The organism is Paracoccus versutus (assembly GCF_000763885.1).
Lineage (GTDB): Bacteria > Pseudomonadota > Alphaproteobacteria > Rhodobacterales > Rhodobacteraceae > Paracoccus > Paracoccus versutus.
The window spans coordinates 45,158-57,403 of the sequence record NZ_JRKO01000040.1; the positions used below are offsets into that span (position 1 = coordinate 45,158).

The 12,246-nt window shown below is 71.2% G+C and carries 9 protein-coding genes and 1 pseudogene; 8 read left to right on the forward strand and 2 right to left on the reverse strand.

Annotated features, from left to right (window positions below):
* Positions 1-30 precede the first annotated feature (30 nt).
* The 4 genes from IT40_RS17755 to IT40_RS17770 are packed head-to-tail and all read left to right on the forward strand — an operon-like array spanning position 31 to position 4,274.
* Entirely contained in the window at positions 31-318 is a 288-nt protein-coding gene (locus IT40_RS17755) for a hypothetical protein (RefSeq protein ID WP_036757946.1), read from the forward strand.
* A complete protein-coding gene (locus IT40_RS17760; RefSeq protein ID WP_036757948.1) occupies positions 305-1,927 on the forward strand; it encodes a hypothetical protein in 1,623 nt (540 codons plus the stop codon). The genes IT40_RS17755 and IT40_RS17760 overlap by 14 nt, the downstream gene beginning before the upstream one ends.
* Positions 1,924-2,895: a tyrosine recombinase gene (locus IT40_RS17765; RefSeq protein ID WP_052096112.1), complete on the forward strand. Its 972-nt coding sequence runs from the start codon at positions 1,924-1,926 to the stop codon at positions 2,893-2,895. Before IT40_RS17760 ends, IT40_RS17765 begins: the two co-directional genes overlap by 4 nt.
* Entirely contained in the window at positions 2,892-4,274 is a 1,383-nt protein-coding gene (locus IT40_RS17770) for an HlyC/CorC family transporter (RefSeq protein ID WP_052096113.1), read from the forward strand. The genes IT40_RS17765 and IT40_RS17770 overlap by 4 nt, the downstream gene beginning before the upstream one ends.
* Here IT40_RS17770 and IT40_RS17775 read toward each other — a convergent pair.
* Together IT40_RS17775 and IT40_RS17780 are read right to left on the reverse strand one after the other, a co-directional pair.
* Positions 4,268-5,758: a nucleobase:cation symporter-2 family protein gene (locus IT40_RS17775; protein ID WP_036757950.1), complete on the reverse strand. Its 1,491-nt coding sequence runs from the start codon at positions 5,756-5,758 to the stop codon at positions 4,268-4,270. The two genes, IT40_RS17770 and IT40_RS17775, sit on opposite strands and share 7 nt — an antisense overlap.
* Before the next feature lie 91 nt (positions 5,759-5,849).
* Complete coding sequence (locus tag IT40_RS17780) at positions 5,850-7,814, reverse strand: hypothetical protein (RefSeq protein ID WP_036757951.1); 1,965 nt, start codon at positions 7,812-7,814, stop codon at positions 5,850-5,852.
* Between the two features lie 93 nt (positions 7,815-7,907).
* Between IT40_RS17780 and tkt the strand changes: the two genes are divergently transcribed.
* The 4 genes and pseudogenes from tkt to IT40_RS17800 all read left to right on the forward strand — a co-directional run.
* Positions 7,908-9,929, forward strand: coding sequence for a transketolase (gene tkt, locus IT40_RS17785; RefSeq protein WP_036757953.1), 2,022 nt, complete (start codon positions 7,908-7,910; stop codon positions 9,927-9,929).
* A gap of 187 nt (positions 9,930-10,116) precedes the next feature.
* Positions 10,117-11,058: a DMT family transporter gene (locus IT40_RS17790; RefSeq protein ID WP_036757975.1), complete on the forward strand. Its 942-nt coding sequence runs from the start codon at positions 10,117-10,119 to the stop codon at positions 11,056-11,058.
* Entirely contained in the window at positions 11,055-11,951 is an 897-nt protein-coding gene (locus IT40_RS17795) for a lysophospholipid acyltransferase family protein (protein WP_052096114.1), read from the forward strand. The genes IT40_RS17790 and IT40_RS17795 overlap by 4 nt, the downstream gene beginning before the upstream one ends.
* A gap of 103 nt (positions 11,952-12,054) precedes the next feature.
* A pseudogene (locus IT40_RS17800) lies at positions 12,055-12,246 on the forward strand (acetyl-CoA carboxylase, biotin carboxyl carrier protein); the annotation flags it as partial.

Consider the following 12,246-nt stretch of genomic DNA (forward strand, 5'->3'; position numbering starts at 1 on the left):
GCAAGCATATCGAGGCGGAAGGGGCAATTCATGCGGCTTTTGAAGGTGGTGGTGGTTCTGGTCATCCTGATTCTGGCGGGCCTGGCCGGCTATGCCTATTTCGGCGACATGAGTTCCGACCCGCGCGAGATGCGGATGCCGGTCGAACTGGACCTGGGCGCGCAAAGGGCCGCCGCCCCGGCATCGACCCCGGCATCGACCTCGACCACGACCCAAACGCCGGCCCCTTCGACGGCCACGGCCCCCGACGACGGCGATGCCGCCCAGTCCGCCCCGGCGGCCGAGGATGCGGGGGCGGGGCAGAATGACCTCGACTGACGGCCTTGGCCTGGCCTGCGCCCTGGTGGCCGGGCTGGCGCTTGCCCTGCCCGCCGGGGCCAAGCCGCCGCTTTCGGCCAGCGACTGGCTGTCGGGCAGCGTGCGCGAGCCCGACAACATCTCGTCCTGGCGGCCCGGCGACGCGCGCCCGCCCGAGCTGAGGCAGCGCGCCCGGCGCGAGCTTGCGCCCACCGGCGCGGTCGAGCCGGTCGGCGTGACCCGGCTGGGCGAGGGCAATCCCGACGGCAAGGGCACCGTCTCGCCGCGGGCGGCGGGGCTTCCGGCCGATCTTTGGGGCGACAGCGAGGCGGCGGTGCTGGTGCGGCTGATCCGCAGCCCGAACCCGCGCCTGCCGGCGCTGCGGCGGCTGGAGCGGCGGCTGCTGGCCGCGCAACTGCGCCCGGCCCGGACCGAGGCCGGGCAGGAAGGCACGCTGTTCCTGGCCCGCGTCGACAAGCTGCTGGACATGGGTGCCACCGGCGCCGCCAAGGAGCTGCTGAAGGCCGCCGGCCCCGGCGACCCGCAGCGGTTCCGGCGGCTGTTCGACATCGCGCTTCTGTCCGGCGACGAGGCCCAGGCCTGCGAGACCATGGACCGCACCCCCGGCGTCGCCCCCAGCTTTCCGGCGCGCATCTTCTGCCTGGCCTTCGGCGGCGACTGGGCGGCGGCGGCGCTGGTGTTTCACGGCGCGCAGGCCATGGGGCGGATCGACCCGCAGATGGCGACGCTCCTGGCGCATTACCTGGACGACGGCTATTCCGACAGCGCCGAGGAGCTGGTGCCGCCCGCCGTGGTCACGCCGCTGGAGCTGCGCCTGCACGAGGCCATCGGCCAGCCCCTGCCCTCGTCCAGCCTGCCCCTGGCCTTCGCCCTGGCGGACCTGGACCAGAACGAGGGCTGGAAGGCGCGGCTGGACGCGGCCGAGCGGCTGGCGCGGGCGGGGGCGATCCCGGCCTCGCAGCTGCGCATGATCTATCTGGAGCAGAAGCCCGCCGCCTCGGGCGGGGTCTGGGACCGCGCGGGCGCGGTGCAGGCGCTGGCCGATGCGCTGCTGATGCGCGACGTGGCGGGCGTCGGCCACGCCCTGCCCCGCGCCTTCGACGCCATGGTCGCGGCGGGGCTTGGCCCGGCGCTGGCCGACATGGTCGGGGCCGAGGTCGGCGCGCTGGGGCTGGATGGCCGCGCCGGCCGCATCGCGCTGTGGCTGGCGCTGCAGGCCGCGCAGCCGCAGGTGGTGCAGGCCCCGCCCGCCGATGCCGCGCCTTTCGAGCTGTGGCTTTTGCGCTTTGCCGAGGGCGAGCCGCAATCCGCCCCGCCGCAGGGCGAGGGCGAGCCGCGGGCGGCCGCGCTTTTCCCCGCCTTCCTTGGCCCGTCGGAGCAGAACCTGCCGGACAGCGCCGCGCAGCTGATCCTGGCCAATCGGCGGGGCGAGGCGCTGCTGGCCGCCATCGCCGATGTCGATGCCGGGCTCGACGGCGACCTGCCGCGGGCGGCGCAGGGCCTGCGCGTCCTGCGCGTGCTGGGCCAGCAGGAAATCGCGCGCCAGGCGGCGATCGAGCTGATCCTGGCCCCGGTGATGGCGCCCCCGCCGGGCGCCGGCGCACCGTGAGCGGCGGCGGCCTGAACGACCGGGGCCGGATCTCGGCCTTTCTCGACGCGCAGGCGGCCGAGGCGGGGGCGGCGCGCAACACGCTGCTGGCCTATGGCCGCGACCTGCGGGATTTCGCCGACTGGCTGGCGGCGCGCGACGAGACCCTGCTGGCCGTCCCGCGCGAGGGGATCGAGGATTACCTGTCCCATTGCGACGCCCAGGGCCTGTCGCGGGCGACGCGGGCGCGGCGGCTGTCGGCGATCCGCCAACTCATGCGCTTCGCGCTGGACGAAGGCTGGCGCGAGGACGACCCGGCCTGCCGCATCAGCGGGCCGGGCCGGATGCAGCGCCTGCCCAAGGTGCTGGACCGGGCCGAGGTGCAAGCCATGCTGGACGCCCTGCCCCGCATCGGCCGCAACGAGGCCGAGCGCGCCCGCAACCTGGCGCTGGTCGAGCTGATCTATGCCACCGGCATGCGGGTGAGCGAGCTGGTCTCGCTGCCGGTGGGCGCCTGCCGCGGCGATCCGGCGCTGCTGCTGATCCGCGGCAAGGGCGGCAAGGAGCGCATGGTGCCGCTGAGCGACCCTGCCCGCCGGGCGCTGGCCGCCTGGCTGAAGCGGCGCGACAATGCCCCCGCCGAAAGCCCGCTGGGCCGGCTGGTCGCGGGCAAGGGCGCGCGCTGGCTGTTTCCCGCCGCCAGCCGCGAGGGGCACATGACGCGCCAGGCGATGAACACCCTGCTGGGCCAGCTGGCGCTGGCGGCCGGCATCGACCCGGCCCGCGTCTCGCCGCATGTGATCCGCCACGCCTTCGCCACGCATCTGCTGGAGGGCGGCGCCGACCTGCGCGCGATCCAGACGCTGCTGGGCCATGCCGACCTGGGCACGACCGAGATCTATACCCATGTCCTGGACACGCGGATGCGCGACCTGGTGCTGAACCACCATCCGCTGGCCCATGCCGACGCCAGCGGAAAGAAGCCATGACCGTCCCAGCCCAAGCCGCGGATGCGGCCGCCGCCGCCCTGCCGGTCCCCGATTCGATCCTTGCCGATCCGGTGGTCTGGCTGACTTGCGCCGCCATCCTGCTGCTATTGGCGCTTTCGGCGTTCTTCTCGGGCTCGGAAACGGCGCTGACCGCCTCTAGCCAGGCCAAGCTGCGGTCCAGGGCCGACAAGGGGGATGCAGGCGCCGCGCGGGCGCTTGACGTGACCCGCGACAGCGAAAGGTTGCTCGGCTCGCTGCTGCTGGGCAACAACGTGGTCAACATCCTGTCGGCCAGCCTGGCCACGGCGCTGTTCACCCGCATCCTGGGCGCCGGCGGCGTGGCGGTTGCGACGCTGGTGATGACCGCGCTGGTGTTGATCTTTTCCGAGGTGCTGCCCAAGACCTATGCCATCCTTGCCCCCGAGGAGCTGTCCAGCCGCGTCGCCCGCCCGATCGGCGTCTTCACCCGGATCATGGCCCCGATCGTCGCGGTGGTCCGGCTGATCGTGCGCGGCATCCTGGCGCTGCTGGGCTTTCGACCCGACCGGGCAAGCCATGTCTTTTCCGTCCAGGAGGAAATCGCCGGCGCCCTGGCCATCGCGCAATCCAGCGGCTCGGTCGAAAAAGAGGAACGCGACCGCCTGCTGGGCGCGCTGGACCTGGGCGAACGCGCCGTCGAAGAGGTGATGCTGCACCGCTCGCGCATCGAGATGATCGACGCCGGCCTTCCCGCCGATCAGGTGCTGGACCTGGTGCTGAAAAGCCCGCATACCCGCCTGCCCGTCTATCGGGGCGAGCGCGAGAATGTCGTCGGCGTGATCCATGCCAAGGACCTGCTGCGCGGCGTGCGCCGGGCGCTTCAGGATCAGGGGCCGGACGCCTTGCGCAGCTTTGACGTGCTGGACACCGCCATGCCGCCCTATTTCGTGCCCGAGACCACGCCGCTGGACGAGCAGATGCGCGAATTTCTCAAACGCCACACGCATTTCGCGCTGGTGGTGGACGAATACGGCAGCCTGCGCGGGCTGATCACGCTCGAGGACATCCTGGAGGAAATCGTCGGTGAGATCACCGACGAACATGACATGGACGCCGCGCAAACGCTGCTGCCCGGACCGCAGGGCGACTACCTGGTCGATGGCGCGATGACCATCCGCGACCTGAACCGGGCGCTGGACTGGTCCCTGCCCGACGATGAGGCCAATACCGTCGCCGGGCTGGTGATCCACATGGCCCAGTCGATCCCGGCGGCGGGCCAGGTGTTTTCCTTTCACGGCTACCGCTTCGAGGTGCTGGCGCGGCGGGAAAACCGCATCACCCGGCTGCGCATCCGCCCGCTGGAGACGCCGCCGCCGGGCGAGGCCGCCGCCGATCAGTGATCGGCCATGCCGGCGGCGCGCTTGGCCTCCTCGACGCTGCCGCCGGCGCCGTTGAAGAAGGCGTTCAGCGCCACCGCCGCGATGGTCGCCAGCAGGATGCCCGATTCGACCAGCGGGTGGATGGCATGCGGCATCCATTGCTTGAAATCGGGGGCGATCAGCGGGATCATCCCGAAGCCGAGCGCCACCGCCACCACGAACAGGTTGTTGCGGTTGCCGGCGAAATCCACCGTCGAGAGGATGCGGATGCCGGTCGCGGCGACCATGCCGAACATGACGAGGCCGGCGCCGCCCAGCACCGGGGTCGGCAGCGATTCCACCGCCGCGCCCATCTTGGGCACCAGCCCGAACAGGATCAGGATCAGCCCGCCGGCGACGCAGATGAAGCGGCTCTTTATGCCGGTGACGCCGACAAGGCCGACGTTCTGGCTGAAAGAGGTATAGGGGAAGGTGTTGAAGATGCCGCCGATCAGCGTGCCCAGGCCATCGGTGCGCAGACCGGCGGTCAGCCGCTGCGGGGTGATCTCGCGCCCGGTCATCTCACCCAGCGCCAGGAACATGCCGGTCGATTCGATCATCACCACGATCATCACCAGCACCATGGTCACGATCAGCACCGGGTCGAAGATCGGCATGCCGAAATGGAAGGGCGCGACGATGCCGAACCAATGCGCCTCGGCCACCTTGTCGAAGGTCATCTGGCCCAGCACGATGGTCAGCCCCGCGCCGATCAGCATGCCCAGCAGCACCGCGATATTGGCGACGAAGCCGCGGCCGAAGCGGGCGATCAGCAGGATCGCCACCAGCACCACGCCGGAAATGGCGATGTTGACCGGCCGGGCGTAAAGCGGGTTCTGCACGCTGGGCGCGGGGGCAAAGCCCTCGGGCAGCGCGGGCACGGCGCCGGTCCCGGCCAGGTCGCGCAGCTGGTTCAGCCAGCCCGCCGCGACCGGGTCCACCACCTTGGGCGCGGTCGGCCCGACCGGGTTGCCGAAGATCCAGTTGATCCCCACCCGCATCAGCGTGACGCCGATCACCAGGATGATGGTGCCGGTCACGAGCGGCGGAAAGAACTTCAGCATCCGCCCGACGAAGGGCGCGATCAGCATGGCGACGATCCCCGCGCCGATGATGGCGCCAAAGATCATCCGCGCGCCCTCGGGGCCCGGATAGGCATTGGCCATGGCCACCATCGGCCCGACCGAGGCGAAGGTCACGCCCATCATCACCGGCAGCTGGATGCCGAACCAGCGCGTCACGCCCAGCGACTGGATGATCGTGGCCACGCCGCAGCAGAACAGGTCGGCCGAGATCAGGAAGGCCACGTCCTCGGGCGAGAGCTTCAGCGCGCGGCCGACGATCAGCGGCACCGCCACCGCTCCAGCATACATGACCAGCACATGCTGCAAGCCCAGGGTCGTCATGCGCAGCGGCGGCAGGATCTCGTCGACCGGATCGACTGCGGATGTCGCGGCTCTTGCCATGAGGCCCCCCTTCGTTGCCCGTTATCCTTGCGTTTTCGCAAGACTGCGCTGGCGGCCGGGCTTTGGCAAATGCTTTATGACGATCGCGTGATCAGCCGGCCTGCGCCGCGCAGGATGCGGCATCCGCAAGCGCGCCGGCCTGCATCTGCCGGCGCATCGTGCGGCGCAGGGTCTGGGTCAGGCCCAGTTCAGGCCAGGCCGCCTGGGCGGCGCGCAGATGCGCCTCGGCCCGCGGGACGTCCTGGGCCTCGGCGGCGCGCAGCGCGGCCGAAAGGCGCAGCAGCGGCTGGTCCGGCGCCAGCGCCAGCGCCGCATCCAGCCAGCGCTGCCCGGCCTTGCGATTGCCGGCGGCAAAGCAGACATCGGCCAGCCGCTTGCAGGTCAGCATCCGGCCCGGCCGCGCCGCATCCAGCCAGTGCAGCAGCGCCAGCGCCCGGTTCAGCCGGCCATGCAGCCGCAGCACCGAGGCGCAAAAGCCCAGCCAGGCCGCGTCCCCCTCGGCAAGCGGCGGCTGCTCGCCCCTGGCCAGCGCCGCCTCGACCGGGGCCAGCGCCTCGGCGCCGGGGCCCAGCTTGCGCCACAGGTCGGGCCAGACCAGCAGCTCGCGCTGCGGACCCGGATCGCGGATGAACTCCGACCAGTCGATTCGCAACAGCCAAAGCGGCAGGATCCGGCCCTTGCCGCGTTCCGGATCGGGCTGGGCATAGGTCGCCAGCAGCTCGGGGGCGAAGCCGAGCGCCCGGCTGGCCGCGCCGCCCTCGCGCATCAGCCGATGCGCCAGGGCGGGCATGATCGGCCCCTCGGCCGAGCGCCCGGCAAGGACCATGTCCACGAAGGCCGCGTCCGGTGCGGGCGCGGCGCCATCCGCATTCCTGCCCTGCCCGCCCGTGACCAGCAGCACCTGCCGGCATTGCGGCTTGTCGCGGTTGCGCATCAGCGGCGCCTCCAGCCCCTGCAAGGCCAGCCGCCGCGCCTTCTGCGCCCGACCCGCCGACCAGGCCGCCACCGCAAGCTCGCGATAAAGAAAGGGGAAACGCTCCAGCAGCGCGCGGTTCCCGGCCAAGGCATCGACCAGCTCCGCGCCTCGGCCGCAGCGCCGGGCATGGCCGGCGGCATAGCTAATGCTCTGCGCCAGATCGCCGGGCGCAAGGAAACTCTCCGGCCGCGACAGCACCCGCTCCAGCAGCGCATCATGGGCCGAAGCCTGCAGATCGGCGGGAAGCGCCCCCGGCAGGGTCACGATCCGGCATTCCCCCACCATCGCCGCCGCGCGCGAAAAGGCGCTGTGGCTGGGCGCGCCCACCTGGGCGCAACCGGCCATCAGCAGCAGTTCCAGCAGGTCGCGCTCGGCCGGGGTCAGCGCGCCGGGGTCCAGCAACTCCTGCACCGAGAGGATGCGCGGATCGCCCTGCCGCAGATGCTCGACCGCGGCCGGCGTGTCGGAAAAGGCGATCACCGGCCCCTCCACCGCGGCGACGAAGGCGCGGAAGAACTCGTCGGGCACATATTTCGACGCCCAGGAGGAATAGGACCAGGGATCGCCGTCCAGGATGTCGCCGCGCCGGACATGGATCGCTAGCGGCCGGCCGCCGCCCGCGCGCTCGAGGATGCGCCGCGCATCCGCCAGCGCCCGTGCCAGCCGCGGGGACAGGGCCAGATCGGCGGCCACGGCGCGCAGGCCGGCGGCCGCCTCGGCCTCGGGTTCGTCCATGAAGCGCAGGATCTCGGCCATGCTGTCGCATTCGTAGCGCCGCCCCTCGGCCAGGGTCCGGGCAAAGCCGGCGCGGCTCATGCCCGGCGCGACCGCGGGCAGGTTGCGCAGGCCCGCGCGGTCGGGCGCGCGCCCGACCACGTCGATATGCGCGGCCACGAAGCCGGGATCCAGGAAATCGCGCGGATCGGCCAGCTCGGGATAGGGGCCGCCGGGCTGGGACAGCCACAGATAGCGCCCCGAGACCCCGAACTTGCGCGCGATCCGCATGACGTTGAGCAGGCAGATCAGCCGCGCGCCGATCCGGTCCTGCCGGAAACCGATGATGGCGTGATGCTTTGTCATGCGAAACCGCCCCTCCGTCCCCCTTGCGGCTTGCAACCGCGCGCCCTCCTGCCTATCAGGACGTGCCGCCATACAACAGCACGGAATCCCGATATGGACATCGCCGCCCGCCGCAAGGCCGATCCCGCCCACTGGCGCCTCGCCACCGCGATCCGCGCCCTTTCCATGGACGCCGTCGAGGCGGCGAACTCGGGCCACCCCGGCATGCCGATGGGCATGGCCGACGTGGCCACGGTCCTGTTCCGCGACCACCTGAAATTCGACGCCGCCGCGCCGAACTGGTTCGACCGCGACCGCTTCGTGCTGTCGGCGGGCCATGGCTCGATGCTGATCTATTCGCTGCTCCACCTGACCGGCTACGAGCAGATGTCGATCGACCAGATCCGCAACTTCCGCCAATGGGGCGCGATCACCGCCGGCCATCCCGAATACGGCCATGCCGAGGGGATCGAGACGACGACCGGCCCGCTGGGCCAGGGCATCGCCACCGCCGTCGGCTTCGCCATCGCCGAAGAGGCGATGCGCGCCCAGTTCGGCGAGGGCCTGTGCAACCACAAGACCTGGGTCATCGCCGGCGACGGCTGCCTGATGGAAGGCATCAGCCAGGAGGCGATCGGCCTGGCCGGCCACCAGAAGCTGAAGAACCTGATCGTCCTTTGGGACAACAACGACATCACCATCGACGGCCGCGTGTCGCTGTCGGATTCGACCGACCAGCTGAAGCGCTTCGAGGCCTCGGGCTGGCGCACGCTCAGCTGCGACGGCCACGACCCGGCCGACATCGCCCGCGCCCTGGCCGATGCGGCCAGCGGCAAGGACGACCGCCCGGTGCTGGTCGCCTGCAAGACCATCATCGGCTTCGGTGCGCCCAACAAGCAGGACAGCTCGGGCGTGCATGGCTCGGCGCTCGGCGCGGCCGAGATCGCCGCCGCGCGCGAGGCGCTGGGCTGGGATGCCGCCGCCTTCACCGTGCCCGATGACATCCTGGCCGACTGGCGCGCCATCGGCGCCAAGGGCCGGGCGGAACGCGAAGCCTGGGCCGCCCGCGTCGATGCGGCGGAAAACCGCGACGAATTCGCCCGCCGCATCTCTGGCGGCACCAGCGAGCGGCTTGCGCCCACCATCGCCGCGCTCAAGCAGCAGGCGCTGGCCAGCAAGCCCAAGGTCGCGACCCGCAAGGCCAGCGAGATGGTGCTGGAGGTGGTGAACCCCGAACTGCCCGAGACGCTGGGCGGCTCGGCCGACCTGACCGGCTCGAACAACACCAAGACCAAGGATCTGGGCATCTTCACGCCGGAAAACCGCCAGGGCCGCTATATCCACTACGGCATCCGCGAACATGGCATGGCGGCGGCGATGAACGGCATCTGGCTGCACGGCGGCTTCCGCCCCTATGGCGGCACCTTCATGTGCTTCACCGATTACGCGCGCGGCGCCATGCGGCTTTCGGCGCTGATGGGCCTGCCGGTGACCTATGTCATGACCCATGACAGCATCGGCCTGGGCGAGGACGGCCCGACCCACCAGCCGGTCGAGCACCTGGCGATCTGCCGCGCCACGCCCAACACGCTGACCCTGCGCCCCTGCGACCTGATCGAGACCGCCGAGGCCTGGGAAATCGCGCTGTCGAGCGAATCGACCCCGACCGTCATGGCGCTGTCACGCCAGAACCTGCCGCTGCTGCGCGAGGATGCGGGGTCCGAGAACCTCTCGGCCAGGGGCGCCTATGTCCTGCGCGAGGCCAGCGCCGAGCCCAGGGTGATCCTGATGGCCTCGGGCTCCGAGGTGGAAATCGCCGTTGCCGCCCGCGACGCGCTCGAGGCCGAGGGCGTGCCGACCCGCGTGGTCTCGGTCCCGTCGATGGAGCTTTTCCGCGACCAGGACGCCGAATACCGCCGGCAGGTCCTGCCCGCCGGCACCGTGCGCATCGCCATCGAGGCCGCCGTGCGCCAGCCCTGGGACTGGCTGCTCTTGGGCGAGCGCGGGCGCGAGGAAACCTCGGGCTTCATCGGCATGACCGGCTTCGGCGCCTCGGCCCCGGCGCCGACGCTCTACAAGGAATTCGGCATCACCGCCGAGGCGACCATCGCCGAGGCCCGCCGCCTGCTCGGCTGACCCATCCGGGCCGCGCCCTTTCCGGCGCGGCCTGCCCAATCCCGGCACCGAAGCCTGGTCCCCTCGAATCCCCGCCCGGCTTCTTCGTTCCCCAAATACCCATGCGACGGCGCGGGCAGGCACCCGCTCCGCCCCCATGGACCCCGCCGCCGCCCACGGGCATAAGCGGGAACAAGAGGGACATGCCATGACACCGCCCGAACCCAGCCCCGGCGCCTTGCCGCCGATCCTCGCGCCCGCGGGCGATCCGGCGCGCTCGGCGCAATTGCGCGGCATCCTGCTCCTGCTGCTGGCGATCTTCCTGTTCACGCTGATGGATGCCACCGGCAAGCATCTCTCGACGCTCTACCACCCGGTGCAGGTGGTCTGGGTGCGCTTCGTCACCAACCTGGCCATCGTCGCGGTCATCTTCGCGCCGCGGCTGCGCCATGCCCTCGCCACCCGGCGCCCGGCGGTGCAGTTCTTCCGCGGCGTGACGCAATTCGGCTCGGGCCTGCTGTTCTTCAGCGCGCTGCAATTCATCGGCCTGGCCGAGGCAACCGCGATCATGGACCTCAACCCGGTGCTGATCACGCTGGGCGCGGCCGTCTTTTTGGGCGAATCCATCGGCATCCGCCGCATCCTCGGCATCCTCGCCGCCTTCTGCGGCGCCATGCTCATCATCCGCCCCGGCGCCGGCGTCTTCCATCCCGCGGCGCTGCTGGCGCTCACCGCGGCCTTCACCTATGCCGCCGGCGCCATCCTGACCCGCATGGCGAGAAGCGATTCCACCGCGACCTCGATCCTGTGGTCGGCGCTGGTCGGCACGGTCCTCTCCTCGCTCGCCGTGCCCTTCGTCTGGCAGCCCATCGCGGCCGGCGACCTCTGGGCCTTCCTGCTGCTCGGCGGGCTCGGCACGGCGGCGCAGGCGCTGCTGATCCGCGCCTTCTCGCTGGCCGAGGCGGCGGCCATCGCCCCCTTCGGCTATACCGGGCTGGTCTGGGCCGGGCTCTGGGGCTGGCTGTTCTGGGGCACCCTGCCCGACCTCTGGACCCTCATCGGCGCGTTGATCATCGTGGCCGCGGGCCTATATGTCTGGATGCGCGAGGCCCGCGCGATGAACCGGGCCGCCGGAACGGGGCCGCAATGACCGAGACCGACACCGAGACCCAGGAGCCCGCCCCGCTGCGCGACCGCATCGCCAATGGCGCCTTCCTGGCCGTCATGGGGCTGGCGCGCATCCTGCCCTATCGGCGGCGCGTGCCCGCGATGGGCTGGTTCTTTGCCCATCTGCTTGGCCCGCTGGCGGGCTGGCGCCGGCGCATCCGCGCCAACCTGGCCATGGCGCGTCCCGACCTTTCCGCGGCCGAGGTCCGCCGCCTGACCCGCGCGGTGCCCGACAACGCCGGCCGCTCGCTGGCCGAGATCTATTCCGGCGCCGAGTTCACCGACCGCATCCATGCCGCCGACCCGCTGGCCGGCCCCGGCCTGCCGGCGCTGGAACAGGCCGCGCAGGCGGGCCGGCCGGTGATCCTGGCCGTGGCGCATTTCGGCAATTACGACGCCATGCGCGCGGCGCTTGCCGGGCGCGGCTGGCCGGTCGGCGCGCTTTACCGGCCGATGAACAACGAGGCGTTCAACCGCCATTACATCCCCGCCATGCGCGCCATCGCCGAGCCGATGTTCCCGCGCGGCCGCGCCGGGCTTGCGGCGATGCTGCGCTTTCTCAAGGGTGGGGGCTGGCTGTCGCTGGGCTTCGACCAGTTCGACGTCCACGGCGCCGAGCTGCGCTTTTTCGGCCTGCCGACCAGGACGGTGCTGACCCCGGCGGAACTGGCGCTGCGCTATGATGCGCTGATCCTGCCCATCGCCGGGGTGCGCCAGCCCGACGGGCTGAGCTTTCGCGTCGAGGTCGGCGCGCCCATCCCCCACAGCGACGCCCCGACCATGATGCAGGCGCTGAACGACGATCTGGAGCGGCTGGTCCGCGACCATATGGAGCAGTGGTTCTGGGTCCATCGGCGCTGGAAACGCAGGGGCTAGGCGGCGAATCCCTTTCCCTTGGGTTGCCCGACGGTCTATAAGGACGCCCAAATCCGCCGCGCAATCAGAACGCGGGCCCCGACAACGACATCCAGAGGACGGCATGAGCGACGATTCCAAACACGCTGGTCAAGACAAGCGCCATCACGAGGGCGATGTCGCCTTCATCCAGGCGCTGGCCGAACTGCTCGATCGCAACGAATTGACCGAACTGACCGTCAAGCGCGAATATGACGAAAACGACCGGCTGACCGTCAGCCTGTCCAAGCACCAGAAACAGGCCGCGCCGCAAGCC

Coding starts and splice junctions, on each gene's coding strand:
- IT40_RS17755 (WP_036757946.1), top strand. CDS start 31: ATGCGGCTTTTGAAGGTGGTGGTGGTTCTGGTCATCCTGATTCTGGCG.
- IT40_RS17760 (WP_036757948.1), top strand. CDS start 305: ATGACCTCGACTGACGGCCTTGGCCTGGCCTGCGCCCTGGTGGCCGGG.
- IT40_RS17770 (WP_052096113.1), top strand. CDS start 2,892: ATGACCGTCCCAGCCCAAGCCGCGGATGCGGCCGCCGCCGCCCTGCCG.
- IT40_RS17775 (WP_036757950.1), bottom strand. CDS start 5,758: ATGGCAAGAGCCGCGACATCCGCAGTCGATCCGGTCGACGAGATCCTG.
- IT40_RS17780 (WP_036757951.1), bottom strand. CDS start 7,814: ATGACAAAGCATCACGCCATCATCGGTTTCCGGCAGGACCGGATCGGC.
- tkt (WP_036757953.1), top strand. CDS start 7,908: ATGGACATCGCCGCCCGCCGCAAGGCCGATCCCGCCCACTGGCGCCTC.
- IT40_RS17790 (WP_036757975.1), top strand. CDS start 10,117: ATGACACCGCCCGAACCCAGCCCCGGCGCCTTGCCGCCGATCCTCGCG.
- IT40_RS17795 (WP_052096114.1), top strand. CDS start 11,055: ATGACCGAGACCGACACCGAGACCCAGGAGCCCGCCCCGCTGCGCGAC.